Here is a 21,720-nt window from a genome sequence, read left to right as displayed (position 1 = left end):
GGATGCATGCGAAGCCGCCTCTGCGGCCCGCGTTCGCGCTTTCGCGCCTCGCCGGAGGATGGGAAGGGGTACGGAGCCGCTTCCACCCCGGCAACCGTGGGGCTGTCATGCCCGCGCGCTCGTGCACGCGCCGCTTACATAATATAGAAGGCGATGGCCAAGAACTGGCAGACCGTTCCGGCCAGCACCCACAGGTGGAAGATGGAATGCATATAGGGAACCTTCTTCAGCACGTAGAAGATGCAGCCTATCGTGTAGCACACGCCGCCGCCCACGAGCAGCCACAGGCCCGGCCCCCACAGCGCTGCGACGAGCGGCGGCAGGAACCAGACGACGCACCACCCCATGAGCAGGTAGAGCACGGCGGATATCCAGCGCGGGCGGAACACCCAGAACGTCTCGCTGGCCACGCCCGCCAGCGCCACGGCCCACACGAACGCGCACAGCCACATGCCGCCCGAATCGGCGAGCGAGATGAGGCAGAACGGCGTGTAGGAACCGGCGATGAACAGGTAGATGCAGCTATGGTCGAGCACCTTGAATATCTTTTTCGCCTTGTCGACGGCGATGGCGTGGTACAGCGTGGACATGGTGTACTCGAGCAGCATGGAGTAGGCGTACACGAGCGCGGCCACAAGATAGGTGCTCTCGGGATGGGCGGCTGCGCGCACGGCCAGGAACGGCAACGCCGCCAGGGCGAGCACGATGCCTATGCCATGCGAGATGGAGTTGGCTATCTCCTCCCCCACGGTGTACTCGCGAACGACGTGGCCCTCGCCCAACGCGCTTACCGAGGAATGGGCCACGGTGGGCGCCGTGGCCGCGGCGGGCTCGCAACCCGCGGGGGTTTCATCCGGAGGCTCCGGCAAAGGGGAAGTGCTACTTCGGCTGTCCGATGCATCGGGTGTTACCTGTGCGCTCATAATGCCTCACTCTACCACATTTCCCCGCGGCTTGAGCCAATCGAGCCAGCTGCGGGCATCTTCTTCACAGACGTCGATCAGGCGAATCGTGGTGCCGCCGATGCCGGCCGCGGTTCGGGCGCTCACGGTGGCCGTGCGGGCGCGGCGCTGGAACGGGTTCGTCTTCGTGTAGCCGAACTGGATCTTCTTGCGCGGGAAGCTCACGGTCTCACGGGCGAAGCCGCCGTTGCTCACCTGCATGAAATGCTCGTTGTACGCGAACCCGGAGCCTCGGAACCACAGAACGGCACCCACCAAGTCCAACACGAACAGCACGAGGCACAGCGCATAGCCGATGAAGGCGCCGGTATTGATATAGAAGAGGATCGTGAGGCCATCGGCGTCAGGTACGATGAATGCGTTCGAGCACACCTGCCCGATGGCGATGACGACGGCGAGCCACAGCCCCGTTCCCTGGATGATGCCGCGACGGATGAGCGCGCGGCGCAGGGCCACGGGCGCCACGGGCGTGCTCTCTACCGGCACGCCGGCGAACTCGGGCACCAGCCCTGCGAGGATCTCGGGCACGCGGCTCATCTTCACGAAGGGATGCACCACCAGGCCCTGGCTCAGGCTCTTCTGCTGCTCGTCGGAGCCTTCGGCCGCCGCATCGATCTTGCCGAGCGAGAGCTCGCAGTATCCCAGCAAACGGCGGATGAAGCTCTGCTTCACGATGACCGACTGAACGCGGTCGACGCTCACGCCCTGGAACTGGTGCTGCAGCAGGCCGCGCTCCACCTCTATGCGGTTGTCGCGCCGACAGGCGCGGAAGCCGCCGAACGAGATGGCGCTGCCCACGATGGACAGAAGCCACATCACGGCTGCGACCACCAGCACCAAGGCCACGCCGGCGGCCACGAGGTTGCCGCCGAACAGCTGGCCGCTTAAAAGCATGAACTGACCGACGAGGGGATCGACCATGCCGGTGAGAACCGGCGCCATCTGGCTGGCGAACTGGGCCGCCCCGCCCAGGATACCCAAGATGACGAGCACGAACGCCGTGTTGTTCGAAAGGCCGGTGAACAAAAGCTCCTTGTTGCTCAAGCCGTACTCGTAGGTCACCTTGCCGGTGTCGACGGCCGACCCGCCGAACACGCCGCGCACGTCCGTCCATATCTCGGCCGGCGCGTCCAGCACGTTGTGGGGAGCCTGCCCGGCGGCTCCCGCTCCCGCCGCCGCCGCTTGGCCGGCCGCTCCCGCCTGGGGCAGCACCACGCCACTTGCAGCCGCCACGGCCACGGCAGCCTCCTGGGGCGCCATGCCCTCCTGGACGGCCGTCGCGTACTGCTTGCGCGCGAACAGCTCGGTGCGCAGCTGCTCGGCCTGCGATTTCTGCACGTAGGGCACCTGAACGGCCTTGTTGTTCGAGCCGCCCGCCGTGTCGATGCTCACCGTGCACACGCCGAACAGGCGCTGGAGCAGCGACGCACGCTGATCGACCGACTGTATGCGCTGGTAGGGCACGTGAACGCGCTTCTTGTTGAAGATGCCCGAGTACAGGTTGAACTCCTCGGGGCCTATGACGTAGTACAGGTGCTTGTACGACAGCCACTGGAAAAGCGCCACCAAGCCGATGATGAGCACGAGGCCCAGCACGATGGCGCCGATGACCAGCATGAGCAGGGGAAGGTCGCCGCCGATGGTCTCGCCATCGGCCAACGCCCCCACGAACCCGGAGAAGCCCGAGACGAGCACCACGAAGAACATGGCGGCCCCTGCCTGGATGCTGCCGAGCCAGATGTAGCTGTGATGCACATGGTGGCGCGGCGGCTCCTGCGGCGGGCACGGTTGGCCAGGATACGGCGCCGGCTGCTGCGGGGGATACGGCTGCCCCGAGGGCGCAGGCGGTTGCCCCGTGACGGGATCGTTCCAGCAGGGCTGGCCGGGATACGGCTGGTTCGGCGGCTGCTGGCTGAAACCGGGCTGAGGCTGGCCGACAGGGGGCCGTGCAGGTTGCTGGTTGTCGGCCATCACACGTCCTCCTGGGCGAGGCGCGCAAGCTCGGCCGCCTTGTCGCGCAGCTGCTCGGCGGTCTGGCTGTCGAGCCCCGGTATCTCGTGCTCGCCCGCAGCCGTGGCCACCGTAACGCTGGCCAGGCCGAACGCGCGCAGGATGGGCCCCTGGCGCGTGTCGGTGTTCTGCACGCGGATGAACGGGATGACGAAGCGCTTGCGCCACACGATGCCGCGCGCGATGTCCAGGTAGTCGTCCGAAAGCTCGTAGCGCCACCGCATGAAGCGGATGGGCGGCAGCACGACCAGCCATACGACCATGCCTACCACGTACAGAGCAGCCAGCGCCGCCAGCACGATGAACATCCACCCCGCCGAATCCACCGCCGCGGCGATGGCGAACGGCACGAAGCAGCACAGGAACACCACCGTGAGCCATATGGCATCGTTGATGCGCCACACGTTCTTTATCTTAGGATTCAGCTGGTTTGCAGGCAGGTCTCTCATGAACGTCCTCCACTCGAACTATATGCGTCCTTATCATACCAGAGCACCCGTTTGCGACCGATGCGATCGCCCAGCTTGTAACGTGGTTTTTGCTTTACCCGCCGATGCGGCCAGATCCCTTCGCACGGCTCCCGTGCAACGGAGCAGGTGGCGCCAAGCCGTAGGGTCCGATGCAGCCCGTTCGACAGCGCCGGCTTCCACCTAAACGAAGGCGCTACGAGAACGAGCGTTTCACGTGAAACATTCGTTCTCATTTTTTGGCTTCGCGCGTCGTGCAGTATACTTTGAACTCAAAGCGACCGCACGACGAAAGCGAGGGCAAGATGAAGTACGACGAGCTGAAGGACGAGATCAAGGCCGCCATGAAGGCGAAGGACAAGGTTCGGCTGTCCATCCTGCGGCAGGTGCATGGCGAGATCAAGAACATCGAGGTCAACGAGCGGCGCGACATCGAGGACTCAGACGTCGACGCCATGATCAAGCGGCTCATAAAGCAAACGCGGGAGACGCTCGACGGATCCATCAAGGCCGGCAACGACCAGGAGCGCACGGACATGCTGTCCGAGCAGGTTGCCATCTTGGAAGGCTACCTGCCCAAGCAGGTGACAGGCGACGAGCTCACCGCGCTCATCGGCGAGGTGCTAGCCGAGACGGGCGCCTCCACGAAGAAGGACATGGGGCGCGTCATGGGCGCCCTCACGCAGAAAACCTCCGGCAACTTCGACAAAGCGGCCGCCGCCAAGGAGCTGGGACAGCGCTTGGCGTAGCCGCCTGCGATCCGCAGGCGGCGGGGTCGCCTCTGGCGGGTTGGGCGCGCAACAGGACGGTGCAACGGATTGCGGCAAGGGCAGAGCCCTTGCCCTACGGGACGATCCCCAAGCGGGGCCTGCGCTTGGGAGCATTCGTTACGGCCTCTACCGGCGCTCGGCGAATTTGTAGCCCACTCGCCATACGGTGAGCAGGTACTGCGGCTGGGAGGGGTTCTCCTCTATCTTCTCGCGGATCTTGCGCATGAAAACGGTGATGCTGCTCTCATCCACTTCGCTGTCCACGCCCCAGATATGCTCGAATATCTGCGCACGCGTGAACACCTGCCCGGGGTTCGCGGCCAAAAGCGCCAGGATCTCGAACTCTTTTGCCGTGAGGTCGACCTTCCGCCCGTGCAGGCGCGCCTCGTACTGGTTGAAGAACAACTCCAGGTCGCCTGTGGTAGCGCTTCCCTCGCGGTTCACGGCCTTCGCGAACGCGAGGTCGTCCTTGTGGCGGCGCAGATGCGCCTCGATGCGCAGCAAGAGCTCGTCAGGGCTGAACGGCTTGACCACGTAATCGTCGCCCCCGGCCTTGAAGCCGATGCTCTTGTCCACGATATCGCCCTTCGCCGACAGGAAGATAATGGGAATGCGCCGGCCGTCCTCGCGCATGCGGCGGCACACCTCGAAGCCGTTCATGCCGGGCATCATCACATCCAACAGGAGCAGGTCGGGCTTCTCACCGGCCAGCAGGGTCAGCCCCTCCTCGCCATCGAACGCCGCGCAGAATGCATAGCCCGCATCCTCCACGATGCGCCTCATGAGCACGTGCAAGCTCTCATCGTCGTCGATGAGCATCACTTTCGCCGCATTCCCCATACGATTCCTCCCCTTCCGCTCGTGCTGCGCACCCGAGCAGCCCATCCTGCAGCTTTCCCTCGCTCCGCGAGGCACTGCCCCCTTTAGGACGCGCCGCCAGAAAACAGCGCCGCATTCACGCTCGGGCCTCGGTCGGCCCGTCCACCGGAATGCGCACCGCGAACACGCTGCCGTGCCCCAGCTCGCTTTCCACGGAGATGGTGCCCCCGTGCATCTCGGCGTACTCCTTCGCCAGCGAGAGCCCCAGCCCGGTACCATTGTAGCGGCGCGACGCCGACGAGTCGGCCTGCACGAAGCGGTCGAAGATGCGCCGCTGGTCCTTCTTCGCAATGCCGATGCCCGTGTCCGCGACGCGCAGCCACACCTGGCCGCATTCGGGATGCCAGCTGATGGACAGGCGCACGTCGCCGCCCTCCGGCGTGAACTTCACCGCGTTGCCGCACAGGTTCTCCAACACGTGGCGCAGCTTCTCGAAATCGGCTGTGATCAGCGGCACGTCGGGGTCGATCTCGTAGGCGAACGCGATGTTCTTTCGGTTCGCCAGCGGCTGCACCACGGCCTGCACCATGCCCGCGATGTCGCCCAAGTCTACCGTTTCCCTATTCATCTCGATCCTTCCGGCGTCGAGCCGGCTCATCTCCAGTATGTCGTTGATCATGAGCAGGAGCGCGCGGCTGTTCGCCTCGATCTCGCGCCGCGTCTCCGCCTCCTTCTCGTCGGCGGGCTCGCTGTTGCGGTTCAGCAGCTCCGTGAACGCGATGATGGACGTGAGCGGCGTGCGCAGCTCGTGGCTCATCATGGCAAGGAACTCGGACTTGTAGCGGTTCTCGTCGCGCAGGCGGCTGTTGGCCTCCTCCAGCTGCGCGCGCTGCCGCTCGAGCACGGCGTTCGCCTCGGCCAGCTGCGCGGTGCGAACCTGCACCTGCGCCTCCAGGTTGCTGTAGATGCCGGCCAGCTCGTGCGCCATCTCGTTGAACTCGGTCATGAGCGTGTTCATCTCGCGCGACGACTCCGTGTGCGCCAGCTCCACGTCCAGATCGCCCGTCTGAATGCGCTCGACGCCCGCCTGGATCTTGCTGAGCGGCCGCGTGACGAGGTAGGTGAGCGCCAGGTACATGATAACCAGGCATGCCACCAGCATGCCCCCGAAGAAGATGACGTCCTGCACCACGGCGCTCTTCTCATTGTCCATGTACACATCGAGCGGGATGACGATGCTGATGGCTCCGCCCACGTCGCCCGAGCGCCATCCCTCCTTGGCGTAGCCGGTCACGTCGATCTCGCCGGCGGGCTCCCCGTGGCAATCGAGGCAGTTCCTCTCTATGCGCATGGGCGCCAGGTAACGGAACACCTCCTCGCCTTGGTACTGCGCGATCTCGTAGAACTCGCGGCAGGTCGGGTCGGCATAGAACGCGTCGAGCGCGCGGGCCTCGAAGGCATCCGGCTCGTCGGCCTGGTTGCGCGGGCTGAAGTTCACGAACCGCGTGGTGTAGCTGGATTGCGACGTGAAGAGCTGTCCTATGCTGCGACCGGCGATAGCGCAGTGGAGGCCCTGGTACACGCCGTCGTCGGTGTAGGATATCTGCTCGAGGCGGTCCTGGTTCGAGGCCATGAACTCCCAGACGGCGTCCATCTGCTGGGTCAGCACCATGCCCTTTTCGCGCAGCTCGTTTTCCATCTGGGCACGCTTGTTCTCGGACGTCCAGGCCAGGTTGGCCACAAGCGACACGGCGATCAGCACGATGATCAGGCCTGCGAACTTCGTCTTCAGCTTTATATTCCCCATGACGCTCCCCTCCCCTCAAGCGCCTTGGCCCGGCCTCACGCGGAGGCCGCGAGTTCCTCCAGCACGTCGGCGTCGCGCGCGCAGACGAGGGCTGCCAGCTCCGCGAACCGCGGATAGAAGGCCCCGTCCCCGGCGCTGCCCGCCAACCGCTCCGCGAACGCCCCGACCCACGTGAGCAGGTGCTCGCGCAGGAAATCCCGCTGCACGGCGAGCAGGTCAGCGCAGCGCTCCTCGTCGCCCGCCTCAAATGCGGCGCTCGCATCGGCCGCAAGCGTGGCCATGAAGTCGAGCTCAACCGCCAGATGGTCGTCGGCCTCGTGGGGATACCCCGCGGCGGCATAGCCCGCCCGACGGTAAGCATACCTCACGGCAAGCGTGCTCTCCTGAAAAAGCAGCGGCTCCCCAGTAGCATACACCGATTCCCATGGCGGTGCGGGGAGCTTCGCCGGGCCGATGAAAAGTTTCGTGTACGCACTGCACAGTCCATCGGGACCGCTTGCAACCGCCTCGGCGATCGCATCCTGCAGGCGCGCGCCCTCGCCGCCCTGGCCGTCGAGCAGCGCGCATTCTTCGCGCGTGTGCGCGTCGGCCACGATGCCGAGCAGGGCGTCGTCGGGCTCGGCCGCGAAGGCCCGCCAAAGGTAGCGGTAGAGGAAACACCGGTTGGCGAGCACGGTGCCCGCCGCATCATCGAAGCGCATATCGTCCCCCTTACGGGCAAGCTGCAGCGACTGGGAGGGAGAAGGCCGCTGCAGCTTGTCGTCGGATGTTACATGAGCGCCGACACGGGGTCGGGCTCGAGCGCCGCCGGCTTGGCCACGATGGCGATGCTCGGCTCGGTCTTCGGCTCGGGCAGGATCGCAACGGCGTTCACCGCATCGGGATGCGCGGCGCGCAGCTCGTCGATCGGCCCGAACTCAAGAGCGCGCATCGGGCACGCCGCCACGCAGGCCGGCTGCTCGCCGTTCGCGCGGAGCTCGATGCAGCCATCGCACTTGTGCGTCTTCTGGATCGACTCGATATGCTGGGGCACGCCGTACGGGCACGCCTTCACGCAGTATTGGCAGCCGATGCACTTCTCATCGTCGTGCTGCACCGTGCCGTCTTCCTCGTCGATGTACATAGCGGCGTTGGGACAGGCCGCCACGCACTCGGGCTTCTCGCAATGGTTGCACGAGCCGGAGTAATGGTAAGTCTGCACGGCGGGGTACTCCCCCACCTCGAAGTCCGACAGCCTCCTGAAGATCACGCCCATCTCAAGGTCGTTCTTGTCCTTGCACGCAACCTGGCACGTCCTGCAGCCGATGCAGGCGGTCATGTCGAAGCAGAATCCGTTCCTCATCGTCGATCACCTCTCCTACATCTGCGCTTCGGGGATGCGCGGGGGCTGCTCGCTGTCGGGTGCGAGCTCTTCTTGGTACTTCTCGATATTGCCTATGCAGGTGTTCCAACCGGACACTCCCTGGCCCGACTGTATCTGCCCCGTGAGGATGTTGTCCGATCCGGCACGGTCGATGCCCTTTTCCTCGTCCATATCGACCCATGCACCGTGGGGCAGGCCGATAACGCCCGGCATGAAGCGCTGCGTGGGGCACGCGGTGCGGAGGCACTTGCCGTGGGGGCTCGTGATCAGCACCGTGTCGCCTTCCTGGATGCCCTTCTCCTGCGCGTCCTGCACGCTGATGAACACGGGGTTCGGCCAGGTCTCGCGCAGCCATTGCACGTTGTCGAACACGGTGTGGGAGCGGCGCAGGTAATGGGGGTTGTACACCTGGTAGGGATAGTCGCCCTTCACGCCCGCCTCGAAGTCGCTGAACGTGGCCTCGACGCCTTCTTGCGGGGGGACGTAGGTAGGAATGGCCTCGATCTTGCTGTAGCCGATGCCGTTGATGGCGTCACGCAGGGGCGCGCAGTATATCTCCTGCTTGCCGCTGGCGGTTTTCAACGGATTCGCCTCAGGATCCTGTACGAACTTCTCGTAGGCGATGTAGCTATAGCCGTCGTCGGGCGAGCGGGGTATCTGGTACATACCCTTCTCGATGAGCTCTTTCATCCCGATCACACCCTCTTGCGGCTCGCCCTCGCACTCCCATTCCCTGATGTCGTCCTCGGTGATGGTGACGAGCGGCTTCTTCTCGCCCGCCTCGTCGACGATGTACGCTCCCACGAACTGGTTGAACAGCTGCTGCTTCACTCCGAAGGGGAACACTTCCTCGGGATTGAGGCCCAAGCGCTTTCCAATCTCGCTGGCGATCTCCTCGTCGGAAAGGCATTCGTACATCCGGTCGATCACCTTAGAGTGGTAGATGAGCGCCTCGCGGTTGCCCTGGAGGAACCCGCCCTCCTTCTCCCAGTAGGACTCGATGGGCAGCACGAAATCGGAGTAGGCGGCGTTCGTGGTCATGAACAGGGAGTGCGTGACCACGAGGTCGACCTTGCGGTGCGCCTCGATACCCTTGGCCTGGCCGTCGGTGGTCTGGAGCTTAGCGTTCATGCTGTCGTGGTAGATGAGCTTGATATCCACCTCGCGCGGCTCGCCGGGGACCTTTTTCGTGGAACCGCCCGCATAGGTGTACTTGCCGTCGACGATGGCGTTCCACATCTCCGTGTCGTTGATGCTCTCGGTGGCAGCGAGCGGGTTCTTGATGGACGGGAGCTCGCTCGAGCCGGCGCCTATCAGGTACGTGCCGCCGTTGAACGAGCGCGAATGGCACGACAGGCCGCACATGTGGCCCGACTTGCCGAAGTGGCCGCCCATCGCGCCCAGCGTCATGACCAGCTGGGGAAGGCAGTCGGCGTTGTGCGTGCGGGCGGAGGCCCAGGCCATGAGAATGGCGGCCTTGTTGTCCTTGCCCATGAGCACGGCCAGGTAGCGGATGTTCTCGGGGCTCACGCCGCAGATCTTGGAGGCCCACTCGGGCGACTTCGGGGTTCCGTCGTGGGTTCCCAGGACGTAGTCCTTGAAGTTGCCGGCCGGGTCCTCGCCCTCGGGCATGTGGTCGGCGTCGAAACCTACGGTGTGGGTGTTCAGGTAATCCCAGTCTATCAGGCCCTTCTCGCCGTCAAGCTCCAACATGGCGTTCGCGATGCCCAAGAACAACGCCATGTCGGTCGAGGGACGACAGGGAATCCACTCCGCGTCCACGAGCGCATAGGAGTCGTTGTAAAACGGATCGACCGCAACGAACTTCGCGCCGGCCTTCTTCATCTGCAGCAGATGGTAGGCGGGGTTGCCGGCGGACGACCAGGCCGGGTTCGTGCCGAACATGACCACGACCTCGCTGTTGCGCATGTCGAGGCGGTCGTTGATGCCCTCGTTCGGCTGCGGGGCGATGCCCACCACATCGGGCGTGTACGTCCACGCGCCGCGCGACGTGGTGCCCCAGTGGCCGATGTAGCCGCCGTAGAGGCTTAGGAACTTGGAAACGGGGCCGCCGTCGGCGAAGAACGCGCGGTTGCCATGGGCATCCTTGATGCGCTTGATCTCGTCTGCGATGTAGGTATTCGCCTCGTCCCAGGAGATACGCTCCCATTCGTCCTTGCCGCGGAGGTCTCCGTGCGCGTTCTCGCCGCCGCCGGGCTGCCAAGACTTGCGCTTCATGGGGTACTTCAGGCGGTCGGCGGACAGCACGTGGTTACGCTGGGCACGGCCGCGGACGCAGGCTCGCTGCTGCGGGTAGTCGGGGCTGTCCTCGTGGGTGTCGTCGGTCTTCTGGCGTATGACCACGCCGTCCTTCACGAGCGCCTTGTTGAGGCACCGACCGCCGCAGTTGTGCCAGCAAGCCGCCGTGACCCAGGTGCCGTCCGTGATGTTGCGCGCGTCGGCGGCCTCGTCCTTCTTCGCCGGCTCCACCTTGTTGGGCGCGCAGCCAGCCAGGCCGCCTACGGCCAGGGCGGCCGTGGCGGCGGCGCTGGCTTTGACGAAGCCTCTTCTGCTCAGCTCCGAAGACTGCCGAACCTTCTCCATGTAGCTCGTCATCTCTTCCCTCCTTTTTCGTGCTTTCCCCTTGGAGCAGCACCTTATCGGCGCCTTGCGATGAGACTACAAACCGGCGGCGTTAATAGCAATGGCCGCCACCTTGAGTGTTTCTTAAGAAGATGTTTCCCAATTATTAATGATTCCCCTGATCGTGTTATCCCTGAAACGCGGGATGGGGCTCTCAAGTGATAGGCCCCCTCTCGAACGCAGCGGCCTTCGCCGCCATGCGGCCGAAACACCGGCGGGGAGGCCGTCGCCTCCCCGCCGATCCACGCTTCGCATGGCCTACGCCAGACATCGGGCAAGACGCTTATCAAGATTCGGGACCGCGCGTTATGCCGGCCTCTCCCAGCGCTCCGGCGAGGTTGACTACGTCCACGGGCGAAAGCTTGCCGATGGGCCTGATGAGATCGGAGTACGGCAGCTCGATGGCCTGGGAGCAGCGCACGGTGGAGCGCTTCAGCAACCCGGCGGACTCCAGGTCGACCACTTCGAACTCCCCTAGCTCGTCACGGGGCCCGTGGCTCGTCACCTTGACGGCGACGGCCACGAGCGCGCCCTCGTCTGCTTCGAGGATTATCGCGGGGCGTACCTTCTTCACCTGGGGCATGTCGAGGAACCTGAAATGGCAGAGCCACACCTCGAGCGGCTCAGGCGAGGCCGTCATAGACGTCCCCCTCCTGGTCGAGCCATTCGCTCGGCAGCACGGGGGACCCGTCCGGCGTCTTCTCGGGCTGGTAGAGCTTGCTGCGGTCTATGCGCGGGATCTCGACGTTCCGAGGGATCTTCACGTCGAAGGGGAACCCGCCCACGGCCACGAACTGCCGGGCGAAGATGTTCATCGCAGCTGCGGACGTGGTGCCGATGGCGGCTGCGGTCGCATCCATCTTGCGTTTGACGTCCTCGTCTATCCTTAGGTTCATCTGCGCGTTGGCCATCGATGCCTCCTTCGTAAATCCTATCAACCATGAGGATTATAGCAAATGCTAGCAATAAAATTCAATTTGATAGCAATACGTTTAGAGGTTGCCGAACAGCAGTTCCGTCTCATCGGACCAGGACTCTTCGTCTACGACCCAAGCATCCCCTTGCTTCACCAGGTCAACACCGATGTAGGTCTCGGTCGTGTCCGTGGTCTTCTCCATGGCGGCATTGAACAGCTCGCCGAGCTTGGCCTTAACGGCCGCCTCGTCCATCGAGCCCGCCTCCGTGGAGCGCGAGAACGCCGTGGCGTCCGTCATGAAGGCGCCGGCGAACGCGTACACGTCGCGCATGGTCACGTCGGCATACGTGGTACCGGTGCCATCGCTGCTCGTGTAGGTGCCGTCAAGCTGGTAGTCAAAGTCGGCCAGCAGCCACTGGACGAACGCAACCGGATCTACGCCCAGCTCGGCAAGGCTGTAGCCGGCGCTGTCGGCAAACTCGGCATCGAGCTGGGCCGCAAGCTGTTGCACGAATGCCGGGTCCTGGTTCTTCAGCTTGTCGAGCTCCGCTTGGGCCACGGCCTCGGCCTGCTTCTCGCCCTCGGTGGCAGCGAGCCCGGAGTTCGAATCCGAATAGGGCGCGTTGTCCACCACCGTCACCGAACCGGGATTCGCCGCGATGTAGGCCATGGCGCCGAAGCCGATGACCAGATACAGAATGAACGACAGCACGGAGAGCACGATGCCGATGATGCCGCATACCTTGCCGCCGGTTGCCTTGCCGTCCTTGCCGGCCTCCTTCACGGCCTTCACCGCAAGCACGATGGCGACGATGCCCAGGATAATGCCGAAAAGCGGCGCCCACGCCAGCAGGATGGCAAAGATGCCGCACACGAGCGCGCCCGTGGCCTTGCCGCTCTTGGCGGGCTGCTGGTAGTAGCCGGGAGCGGGCTGGCCGTACGGGTTAAAGGGCTGGCCGGGAGCTACAGGCTGCTGCGGCTGGCCGTAAGGCGCGGCTGGCTGGTACGGCTGCGCAGGCTGGTCCTGCCCCGGAGCGGGCGGGGGAGGCGGGGTGGGCGATGCAGCGGACGGCGCGGTGGGCGTCGGCTCGGGAGCGGATCCGGGAGCAGGCTCGGCAGCGGGCGTCACCTCGCCCCCCGGCTGCTGCGGCTCGGAGTTCTCGGGCAAGGGAACCGTCCGATCTTGATCGTCTGCCATAGTCGTTCCTTTCTGATCAGGCTCGTTATTGCACAATACTCTATCACAATACTAGAGTAAAGTAAGGCCGGCCCGCAAATCGGGCCGGCCTTCGATTCCGCTTTTCGTTGAGGGTTCCGCAGCTTTCGCGTTAGTAGTGCGCCAGGTCGTCGTCCTCGATGCGCCCGCGGAACGTGCGGTAGATGATCACGTGGTACACCAATACCAGCGGCAGGCCCACGCACGTGATGATGGTCATCCACATGAGCGAGAGCTCGGACGACGCAGCGCTCATGAGCGTGATGGACGGGCCCGCGCTGCCGGCCGACGCCACCACGAGGTTCGGGAACATCGAGGCCGCCAGAAGTCCCACCAGGCAAAATGCCGAAACCGACTGCGCGAGGAAGGCGCCCTTGTCGCTTCCCTTGCTGCGCGCCAGCACGATGGACGCCACGATGCCGCCCGCCGCCAGGATGGCAAAGAGCCAACGCACGATGCCGAGCGCCGGGTCCATGGCCGGCTGGATGACGAAGTGCCCGTACACCGACACCGCCAGGAACAGCACGAGCGCCGCGATCTGCAGCGGCAGCCGCAGGCCGGCCGCACGCGCCTGAAGGGCGGACGGCTTCGGGGCCTTGAGCGCGATCCACGCAGCGCCCGCCGCCAAGAACATGGCCAGGCCAAGCAGGCCGCACAGCAGCGTGAACGGCGTGATGAGGCCCAGCAACGGAACGCCCACGTAATCGCCGTTCATATCCATGGGAATGCCCGCATAGATGTTGCCCACGGCCACGCCCAGAAGCAGCGCCGGCAAGAGCGATCCCACGAAGAAGCAGCCGTCCCAGACCTTGCCGTACTTCTTGTCGTGCCCGCGGTACTCAAGCGACACCGCACGCACGATAAGCCCGAACAGCACCAGCATGACCGCCAGGTAGAACCCGCTGAACGTGGTGGCGTACGCGGGGGCGAACGCCGCGAACAGCGCGCCGCCGGCCGTGAGCAGCCACACCTCGTTGCCGTCCCATACCGGCCCGATGCTGCGGCGCACGACGGCCTTGTCGTGATCGTCCTTCGCCACGAACGGGTACAGCACGCCTGCGCCCAAGTCGAACCCGTCGAGCACGAAGTACCCGCCGATGAGCACAAAGATCAGGAAGAACCACAGCACGTTGAAGAAGGTCATCTCCATGGCTACTCACCGCCTTTCGCAGCGACCACCGGATCGTCCACCGGCGCGAAGCCGGGCACGACGTCCTTGCGCTTGGCGTCGTCGGATGCGGCATTGTCGGCTTCGGCCGGCTTCGCCACCGGGCCCTCCTTGATGAAGCGGCCCATGACGCGCGCCCACGCGAAGATAAGGAACACGTACACCAGGAAGAACAGCACCATGGTGACCAGCAGCTCGGGAGCCGACACCGAGGCCGAAGCCGCATCGCCGGTGGCAAGCGCCACGCCCTCGGGGCCGGTGGCCGAAGGGTACACGACCCACGGCTGGCGGCCGAGCTCGGCGGTGAACCAGCCGGTTTGGATGGCGATGACCGGGAACACGGGCGAGATCAGCACGAGGCGCTGCAGCCACCTCATGTTCTTGATGCGGCCACCCTTGCGGTACGAGAACACGATGGCCAGGATGGCCGTGATCATGATCAGGCCGTACATGGCAACCATGATATGGTACGTCTGGAACACGAAGTTCACGGGCGCCGTCTCGGGATCGAGAGCGCCGTACTGCTCCGTCTCGGCCAGCGAGTTCAGACCCTGGTACTCGGTGTCCCAGGTGCCCGTAGCCAGGAAGCTGGTGCCGCCGGGGATGGCGAACGGGGTGATGACCTGCTGACTCTCCTCGTCCACCCAGCCGAACAGGTACAGCGGCGGGACCTCGTCGTCGTACATGCCCTCCATCATGGCCAGCTTCGTGGGCTGCTCCTCGGCCACGACCACGGCCGACGCGTGCGCCGTGAAGATCATGACGCAGCTGGTGACGATGCCCACCACGGCGCCGATGCGCATGGTCTTCATGGCGAAGTCGGCGTGCCTGCCCTTGATCAGGTACCACGCGCTCACGGCCATGGCGGCGAACGCGCCCATGATGAGCAGCGCAACCACCACGTGGCTATAGCGGGCCATGAGCGACGGGTTGAGCGCGGCGCCCAGGAAGTCCGTGATGACGGCCTTCGACCCGTCGGCCGCAAGCTCCGCGCCGGCCGGCGTCTGCATCCACGAGTTCGCAATGAGGATCCACAGGGCGGAGAGGCACGAGCCGAACCACACGAGCCAGGCGCTCACCAGGTAGAACTTCGGCGACACGGTCTTGCGTCCGAACAGCAGGATGCCCAGGAACACCGACTCCAGGAAGAAGGCCAGCAGGGCCTCGGCCGCGAGCGGCGCCCCGAAGATGTCCCCGACGAAGCGGGAGTAGTCCGCCCAGTTCGTTCCGAAGGAGAACTCCATCGTGATGCCCGTGGCCACGCCTATCACGAACGTCGCGGTGAAGATCTTCACCCAGAACCTCGAGGCCGCCGCGTCTTTCTCGTTACGCGAGCGGTAGTACCTGGTTTCGTTGATGGCTAGGATCAATCCCAAACCTATGGTCAACGGCACGAAGAAGAAGTGGTAGGCCGCCGTCAGGGCGAACTGCACACGCGCCAGCAACACGGGATCGGAAAAGATATCCATGGCACACCCCCTTTATGTCTCGCCTTGCCTTGTGCGCCGCCCGCAAGGAGCGACGCGCTTCTAATTGATACTATATTAGCACCATTTACACGAAAATACTATGCCGGCTCCGATCATTTTTCGGCTCCCAGCAGTTGCGTGCCCCCTCCTGCCGATTGTAGGGCCGCGCACGGCGGCCGCATGCGTTTCGACACAAAATCGTTGACTATAAGGCTCATTATAGTGCAGGGCCCTGCGGGGTGCGAAGCGGGAAAGGCCGGGCAGCGGCTACCCCGCTTGGGAACTCCCCTTCGCGGCGCGTTTTTCGGCGTACATGCTGTCGTCGGCGGCGCGGATGAGGGAATCGTAGTCGCATCCGTCATCAGGGTACGCGGCAACGCCCACGCTGACGCCGATCGTCCAAGCCCGTCCCTCGAGGACGACAGGTTCTTCGAGGGCCTGCTGCAACCGGTCGGCGAACTCCTGGGCGGAATCGCCGGAAATCCCGCTCACCGCCACAACGAATTCGTCGCCGCCGACGCGCGCCAAGACGCCCGCATCGCCGCACACGGTGCGGAAGCGGTCGGCCACCTGCACCAGCAGCTCGTCGCCCAGCTTGTGGCCCAGGGTGTCGTTGACGGCCTTGAACCCATCCAGATCAAGGTAGAACAGGCTGAAGGGAACCTCGCGCGGCCCGTCACACCAGCGCCCGATCTCCTCGGCAAACCAGCGCCGGTTGTGCAGGCCGGTCAGCTCGTCGGTGTTGGCAAGGTCGTGCAGAAAACGTCGCTTCACCTGCATCTGCCCTATTACCACGGCCAGCAGGGCGCTGATGACCAGTCCCGCCGCAACCGTGGCGAGCACCTTCCCCCCATTCACCCATCCGGATTCCGGCGCGATGCCGAGCGTCCAATCATGGTTGGGAACCGACACCGTGTAGCTGACGGGGTCGTCCTCCGGAAGCGTATCGGAAGACGCTATCGTCAGGTGCTCGCCGCCCTCCCCCTCCGTGTACAGCTCGAAGCGGTAGCCCTTGTCCTCGAGGTCGGAGAACATGACCGGATCGAGGGCGGCCGGAAGGTCGAGCACGATCACCGTGAAGCCCCAGAAGGTTTCCCGGCCGTCTCCGTCGGTGAGGAAGATGGGGTTGCGCGCAACCAGGCCGAAACCTCCCTGGTTCAGCACGTAGGGACCCGAGAGGGTGATCTGCCTCGTCTCGAGCGCAAGCAGGGCGTCCTCTCGACGCTCCGGGTTCTCGAAAATGTCGCTTCCAACGGTGGGCTCGTTGCCTTCGAGGGGGTACACATAGCGAACGACGCCATCGGGGAGGTACTGGATGGCGCGTATGCCGGCCCCATCGGAGAGCGAGCGTGCCAGGTCGACGAAGGTCTTCTCCGACAGCTCGCCGTTGCCTGCGATGATCATGGCCTCCATGATGTCGGTCTTGTGGAACAGGCCGTCCAAAAGCGAGGTGATTCGCGAGCTGTATACCTGGTCGGTGCGCAGCGCCTCGTTCCGCTCGGCGCGCACGTCGTCCCCTGCGACGTACGCCGTCACGGCACCCACCACCAGCGCGCCGAGGATGAACGCGACCACGGGCAACGGTATGAGGTCCCCGATCCGCTTTCCCCTTTTCACACCTCCACGGCCTTTCTGCGCTTAGCCCTGCCGACCCCTTGCCGACCTTACTAGTAGCGGTAACGCGCGTCGCACCGCAAGGACACGCGCCCACGTTGCCGCATCAGCCTTTTGCCCGATCGACGCGCACCGCCCCCAACCTCAATAGTACCGGTAGTACGCGGCGCAGCTGCCCTCGCTGGACACCATGCAGGGGCCTACCGGGTTCTCGGGCGTGCACACGCGGCGGAACAGGGGGCACTCGTTGGGGGCCATGATGCCGCGCAGCACGTCGCCGCAGCGGCAGCCCTTCGGGTCCTGCGTGGGCTCGATGTTCGGCTGGAAGCGGCGCACGGCGTCGAACTGCGCGAACTCCTCGCGGATGCGGTAGCCCGAGCCGGGGATCTCGCCCAGGCCGCGCCAGAGCGCGGTGCACGTCTCGAACACCTCGTCGATGGCGGCCATCGCCACGGGGTTGCCCTGGGGCATGACGCCGCGCGCGTAGGCGATCTCGATCTCGGCGCGGCCCTCGTGCAGCTGGCGCATGATCATGGCGATGCCCTGCAGCACGTCAACCGGCTCGAAGCCCGTGATGACGCCGGGAATGCCGTACTTCTCGGCCAGGAACCGGTACGGCTCCGCGCCGATGATGGTGCTCACGTGGCCCGGCAGGATGAGCGCATCCAGCTTGAGCTTCGGGTCGTTGATGATGGCCTCCAGCGCACCGGGCATGTTCTTGTGGGCGCCGAACACGGTGAAGTTCTCGAGGCCGGCCGCAGCCGCGCGCTTGATGGCCATGGCCACGAGCGGCGTGGTGGTCTCGAAGCCCACGCCCACGAACACGATCTCGCGATCGGGGTTCTGCTGGGCGAGCGCCAGCGCGTCGAGCGGCGAGTACACGATCTGCACGCTGCGGCCCGCCGCCTGCTCTTTCAGGAGGCTCGACGTGGAGCCGGGCACGCGCGTCATGTCGCCGAACGTGGCGATGGTGACGTTGTCGGTGCGCGCGAGCGCGATGACGGTGTCGATGTCGTGATTCGACGTCACGCACACCGGGCAACCGGGGCCGGACGCCAGGCGGATGCCCTCGGGCATGAGGTTGCGGATGCCGTTGCGCGCGATGGCCACCGTGTGCGTGCCGCACACCTCCATGAGCGTGGCGCCGCCCGCGGGCGCGAGCTTCTGGATGGAGTCTATGAGACCGCGCGCGAGCTCGGGATCCTTGAACGCCGCGAGCTCGGCCTCCATGGCGGCGCCATCGACTGCAGGCTTTTCGTGCGCGGGCGTTTCGACCGGCGCGGCGGATGTTTCACGTGAAATATCCGTTCCAATTTTTTGGTTCGCTGGAGCGGCGCTCGTCGGGCCGCTCATCGGGACGCCTCTTCGACGTCGGGAATGTCCTCGCCGGCCAGCTCAGGGAACTGCTTGATGAGGTCGATGGTCTCCTGGGCGTAGTCGGGGTCCACCACCTCGATGGCGAAGCCGGCGTGCACGAGCACGAAGTCGCCCACGCCGGCCTGCGGCGTGAGGTCGACGGCAATGTCGCGGGTGACGCCCAGGATATCGACCGTCGCCAGGTTGCCGTCTTTGAGCTCGGTGATCTTAGCAGGTATGGCCAAGCACATAAGTTCATGCCTTCTTTCAGGTTGCGGCGCGGCTCCGCGGCGGATCGCGCCTTACGCACCGCGCTCGGCGGCGCCCTCTTCGTTCGAGGCCCATGCTACCACAGCTTGGCCGAACGAGATGCAGCCGTCGTTGGGCGGCAGATCGCGGTTGACGGCCACCGTGAACCCGACGCGCTCGAGCGCCGCCAGCGCATGCTCCACCAGGTAGCGGTTCATGAACACGCCGCCCGACAGCGCCACCGTCTCGATGCCGTACACGCTGCGCGCCAGCTCGGCCGCCGTGGCAACAGCCTGCACGAACGCGTCGTGGAAGCGTCGCGCGATGACGGCCACGGGCACGTCGGCAGCCTTATCGTCCAGAAGCGCACGGAACGCAGGGGCCGCGTCGAACAGCACGACCGAGGTGTCCTGCGCCGTGCTCTCCGCGGTGGCGGTGTTCTTGACGACCTCGATGGCGTAGCGGTCGGCCGCAGCGGCATCATCCTCGGCGTTCGGGAGGACGGTCGGAAGGGCAGCTGCAGCATCGGCCGCGGCATGCGCGGCCTCCCGCTGGACGGCTTCCGATGTTTCATGTGAAACATTTGTCTGGTTTTCGTCCATCACCGCTTCTAGCAAGATGGCCGGCTCGCCCTCGTACTTCGGTTCCGTGCAGATGCCCAGAAGCGCGCTGGCGGCGTCGAACAGGCGGCCGACAGACGAGGTCATAGGCGTGTTCAGGCCGCGGTCGATCATCTGCTCGCACAGGGCCGCCTGATCGCCCAGGGCGGCGAGCGCGTCGGCCGCGCCCGGATGCTCCAGCAGGTCGAACACCCACAGGGCACCGTAGGCCATGCGCAACGGATGCCTCACCGCCGCCGCGCCGCCCGGCATGGGCACGTAGGCGAAGTTCGCGAACCGCTCGAACGCGCGCTGGTTGCACAGGAGCACCTCGCCGCCCCAGATGGCGCCGTCCACACCGTAGCCCGTGCCGTCGAACGCGATGCCGCACACGGGGCCGGGCAGCCCGTGCTCGCCCATAACCGACACGATGTGCGCGTGGTGGTGCTGCACCTCGGTGAGGGGCAGATTGCGCGCGCGGCTCTCGTCGTGCGCCCACTTCGACGTGAGGTACTCGGGGTGCAGGTCGCAAGCCAGGCGCGTCGGCGTGATCTCGAACAGCGTCTCGTAGCGGTCCTTCGCCTGGAGCCACGCGTCGTAGGTCTCGGCGTTCTCCATGTCGCCGATATGCTGCGACACGAACGCCTCGGCATCGCGCGTGAGCGTGAACGTGTTCTTCTGCTCGGGGCCCACGGCGAGTATCGCCTGCGAACGAACGGATGCCTCACGTGAAGCATCGTGAGAACCCTCGGGCCCATCGGGGTCAGCGAGGACTTCCCCGGTGCCCGGGATGCGTTCGCTGGCGGAGGCGCCGCGTGCTTCGGTACGCAAGCTCTCGTCAGCGGGCGCAGATCGGGTGCCACGGGAGGCCGCAGCGTCGGCTCGTTCCGCTGGCTGGCTGGCCAACGGGATCGGAAGGGGCGCGAAGCCACGGGCGCGGCGGAGGAACTGGAGGGCCTCGCCCGCGCTGCCGGCATCGATGACGCGCACCACCGAGTCGTCGTAGCGGGCGCGGATGGCGCGGTCGTGGCCGATGAACGCGTCAGCCACGGAGAACAGCTTCGCGTAAGCATCCTCGTCGTCGATGACGATGGGCTCGTCGTGGATGTTGCCGGACGTCATGACGAGCAGGGGAATGAGACAATATCCCCGTCCCTTTGTCTCATTGGCGAAGTCGTGGAGCAGGAGGTGCTGGAGGGGGGTGTAGGGCAGCATGACGCCCAGCTCGGGCAGGCGGTCGGCCAGACCGGGGGCGAAGGCGGCGCCCGCGCGCTTCTTCAGCAGCACGATGGGGCGCTGCGAGCCCTCGAGCGCGGCAGCCTCGGAGTCGTTCACCTCGCAGACGCGGCGAACGTCGGCCGTCGAGGCAGCCATCACCGCGAACGCCTTGCCCTCGCGGCGCTTGCGGGCGCGCAGGAGCGCCACGGCGTCGGCGTTGTTCGCGTCGCACACCAGGTGGAAACCGCCGAGGCCCTTCACGGCCAAAATCTTCCCCGCACGCAGCAGCTCCACGGCGCGCGCGAGGATGGCATCGCTCTCTGCACGCGTTTTCCCCCAGATCACCGGGCCAAGTGGCGAAGCGATGGCGTCGGGGGCGTCACATGCTTCACCTGCAGCATTCGTGCGCTCTTCGAGGCCTACGGCCGGCACGGAGGCGTCTACGCTGGCCAGCGCGCAGGGCAGGCCCTCGTGCTCGCGCCAGCTCAGGTGCGGCCCGCACTCGAAGCACGCGTCGGGCTGCGCGTGGAAGCGGCGGTCGAGCGGGTCGCCGTACTCGCGGGCGCAACGCTCGCACATGGGGAAGTCCTTCATAGACGTGCTCTTGCGGTCGTAGGGCAGCTTCTCGATGATGGTGAAGCGCGGCCCGCAGCTCGTGCAGTTGATGAACGGGTAGCGGTAGCGCCGGTCGTTGGGGCTGAACAGCTCGCGCACGCAGTCGTCGCACGTGGCCAGGTCGGGCGACACGAGCGTGGTCTTCTCCACCGCGCCGGCGTCCGAGAAGCGGATCTCGAAGGAGTCGAAGTCCTCCAACGGAACCTCCTTGAGCGTCACTTCTTCGACGCGCGAGGCGGCCGGCGGGTTCTCGGACAGCTCGATGACGAACTCGTCGAGCAGCTTCGCCTCGCCCTCGGCATGGATGAACACGCCGTCGGTAGCGTTGAGCACCCAACCGTTTATCAGGTACTTCTTCGCCATTCGATAGACGAAGGGGCGGAATCCCACCCCTTGCACGATACCCTTCACCTGTATGTCGAGCGCTTCGATCATGGTGCGCCTTCCCGATAGGTTTGC

General features: G+C 65.3%; 18 protein-coding genes. 1 reads left to right on the top strand and 17 read right to left on the bottom strand.

The window, feature by feature from the left end; all coding sequences use genetic code 11:
- Nucleotides 1-134: 134 nt before the first annotated feature.
- The 3 genes from LB310_RS05080 to LB310_RS05070 all read right to left on the bottom strand — a co-directional run bounded on the left by LB310_RS05080 (nucleotide 135) and on the right by LB310_RS05070 (nucleotide 3,421).
- The gene (locus LB310_RS05080; protein ID WP_278806229.1) at nucleotides 135-806 is read right to left on the bottom strand and encodes a hemolysin III family protein; all 672 of its coding nucleotides are present in this window, start codon (nucleotides 804-806) and stop codon (nucleotides 135-137) included.
- A 123-nt stretch (nucleotides 807-929) separates the two neighbouring features.
- Nucleotides 930-2,933 carry a PH domain-containing protein gene (locus tag LB310_RS05075; RefSeq protein ID WP_301154672.1) on the bottom strand — a complete coding sequence of 668 codons (2,004 nt, stop codon included), beginning with the start codon at nucleotides 2,931-2,933 and terminating at the stop codon, nucleotides 930-932.
- Nucleotides 2,933-3,421, bottom strand: coding sequence for a PH domain-containing protein (locus LB310_RS05070; RefSeq protein ID WP_301154671.1), 489 nt, complete (start codon nucleotides 3,419-3,421; stop codon nucleotides 2,933-2,935). The genes LB310_RS05075 and LB310_RS05070 overlap by 1 nt, the downstream gene beginning before the upstream one ends.
- Before the next feature lie 323 nt (nucleotides 3,422-3,744).
- Between LB310_RS05070 and LB310_RS05065 the strand changes: the two genes are divergently transcribed.
- Nucleotides 3,745-4,188: a GatB/YqeY domain-containing protein gene (locus tag LB310_RS05065; protein WP_087190276.1), complete on the top strand. Its 444-nt coding sequence runs from the start codon at nucleotides 3,745-3,747 to the stop codon at nucleotides 4,186-4,188.
- 147 nt (nucleotides 4,189-4,335) lie between these two features.
- On the opposite strand, the gene LB310_RS05060 is transcribed toward LB310_RS05065, so the two are convergent.
- From LB310_RS05060 to LB310_RS04995, 14 genes are all read right to left on the bottom strand, one after another.
- Nucleotides 4,336-5,049, bottom strand: a complete 714-nt coding sequence (locus LB310_RS05060) for a response regulator transcription factor (RefSeq protein ID WP_166521674.1) — start codon at nucleotides 5,047-5,049, stop codon at nucleotides 4,336-4,338.
- 115 nt (nucleotides 5,050-5,164) lie between these two features.
- On the bottom strand, nucleotides 5,165-6,835 hold the full coding sequence (locus LB310_RS05055) for a DUF3365 domain-containing protein (protein WP_301154670.1): 1,671 nt from the start codon (nucleotides 6,833-6,835) through the stop codon (nucleotides 5,165-5,167).
- Nucleotides 6,836-6,870: 35 nt separating this feature from the next.
- Nucleotides 6,871-7,536, bottom strand: a complete 666-nt coding sequence (locus LB310_RS05050) for a molecular chaperone TorD family protein (RefSeq protein WP_301154669.1) — start codon at nucleotides 7,534-7,536, stop codon at nucleotides 6,871-6,873.
- A gap of 68 nt (nucleotides 7,537-7,604) precedes the next feature.
- Complete coding sequence (locus LB310_RS05045; protein WP_157004719.1) at nucleotides 7,605-8,177, bottom strand: 4Fe-4S dicluster domain-containing protein; 573 nt, start codon at nucleotides 8,175-8,177, stop codon at nucleotides 7,605-7,607.
- 15 nt (nucleotides 8,178-8,192) lie between these two features.
- Nucleotides 8,193-10,814, bottom strand: a complete 2,622-nt coding sequence (locus tag LB310_RS05040) for a molybdopterin-dependent oxidoreductase (protein ID WP_301154668.1) — start codon at nucleotides 10,812-10,814, stop codon at nucleotides 8,193-8,195.
- 313 nt (nucleotides 10,815-11,127) lie between these two features.
- Nucleotides 11,128-11,481 carry a type II toxin-antitoxin system PemK/MazF family toxin gene (locus tag LB310_RS05035; RefSeq protein ID WP_278806237.1) on the bottom strand — a complete coding sequence of 118 codons (354 nt, stop codon included), beginning with the start codon at nucleotides 11,479-11,481 and terminating at the stop codon, nucleotides 11,128-11,130.
- On the bottom strand, nucleotides 11,465-11,752 hold the full coding sequence (locus LB310_RS05030; RefSeq protein WP_278806238.1) for a type II toxin-antitoxin system RelB/DinJ family antitoxin: 288 nt from the start codon (nucleotides 11,750-11,752) through the stop codon (nucleotides 11,465-11,467). The genes LB310_RS05035 and LB310_RS05030 overlap by 17 nt, the downstream gene beginning before the upstream one ends.
- Before the next feature lie 81 nt (nucleotides 11,753-11,833).
- The gene (locus tag LB310_RS05025) at nucleotides 11,834-12,955 is read right to left on the bottom strand and encodes a DUF4190 domain-containing protein (RefSeq protein WP_278806239.1); all 1,122 of its coding nucleotides are present in this window, start codon (nucleotides 12,953-12,955) and stop codon (nucleotides 11,834-11,836) included.
- A gap of 130 nt (nucleotides 12,956-13,085) precedes the next feature.
- Entirely contained in the window at nucleotides 13,086-14,123 is a 1,038-nt protein-coding gene (gene cydB, locus LB310_RS05020) for a cytochrome d ubiquinol oxidase subunit II (RefSeq protein WP_087191523.1), read from the bottom strand.
- 2 nt (nucleotides 14,124-14,125) lie between these two features.
- The gene (locus LB310_RS05015) at nucleotides 14,126-15,610 is read right to left on the bottom strand and encodes a cytochrome ubiquinol oxidase subunit I (protein ID WP_301154667.1); all 1,485 of its coding nucleotides are present in this window, start codon (nucleotides 15,608-15,610) and stop codon (nucleotides 14,126-14,128) included.
- Nucleotides 15,611-15,877: 267 nt separating this feature from the next.
- The gene (locus LB310_RS05010; protein WP_301154666.1) at nucleotides 15,878-17,227 is read right to left on the bottom strand and encodes a diguanylate cyclase; all 1,350 of its coding nucleotides are present in this window, start codon (nucleotides 17,225-17,227) and stop codon (nucleotides 15,878-15,880) included.
- Nucleotides 17,228-17,368: 141 nt separating this feature from the next.
- Nucleotides 17,369-18,454 carry a hydrogenase formation protein HypD gene (gene hypD / locus LB310_RS05005; protein ID WP_194073871.1) on the bottom strand — a complete coding sequence of 362 codons (1,086 nt, stop codon included), beginning with the start codon at nucleotides 18,452-18,454 and terminating at the stop codon, nucleotides 17,369-17,371.
- A 119-nt stretch (nucleotides 18,455-18,573) separates the two neighbouring features.
- Nucleotides 18,574-18,831 carry a HypC/HybG/HupF family hydrogenase formation chaperone gene (locus tag LB310_RS05000; RefSeq protein WP_087191519.1) on the bottom strand — a complete coding sequence of 86 codons (258 nt, stop codon included), beginning with the start codon at nucleotides 18,829-18,831 and terminating at the stop codon, nucleotides 18,574-18,576.
- 51 nt (nucleotides 18,832-18,882) lie between these two features.
- A complete protein-coding gene (locus LB310_RS04995) occupies nucleotides 18,883-21,696 on the bottom strand; it encodes a carbamoyltransferase HypF (RefSeq protein ID WP_301154665.1) in 2,814 nt (937 codons plus the stop codon).
- Nucleotides 21,697-21,720 lie beyond the last annotated feature (24 nt).

The organism is Gordonibacter sp. RACS_AR49 (assembly GCF_030418435.1).
Lineage (GTDB): Bacteria > Actinomycetota > Coriobacteriia > Coriobacteriales > Eggerthellaceae > Gordonibacter > Gordonibacter urolithinfaciens.
This window is presented reverse-complemented; position numbering and strand designations above follow the sequence as displayed.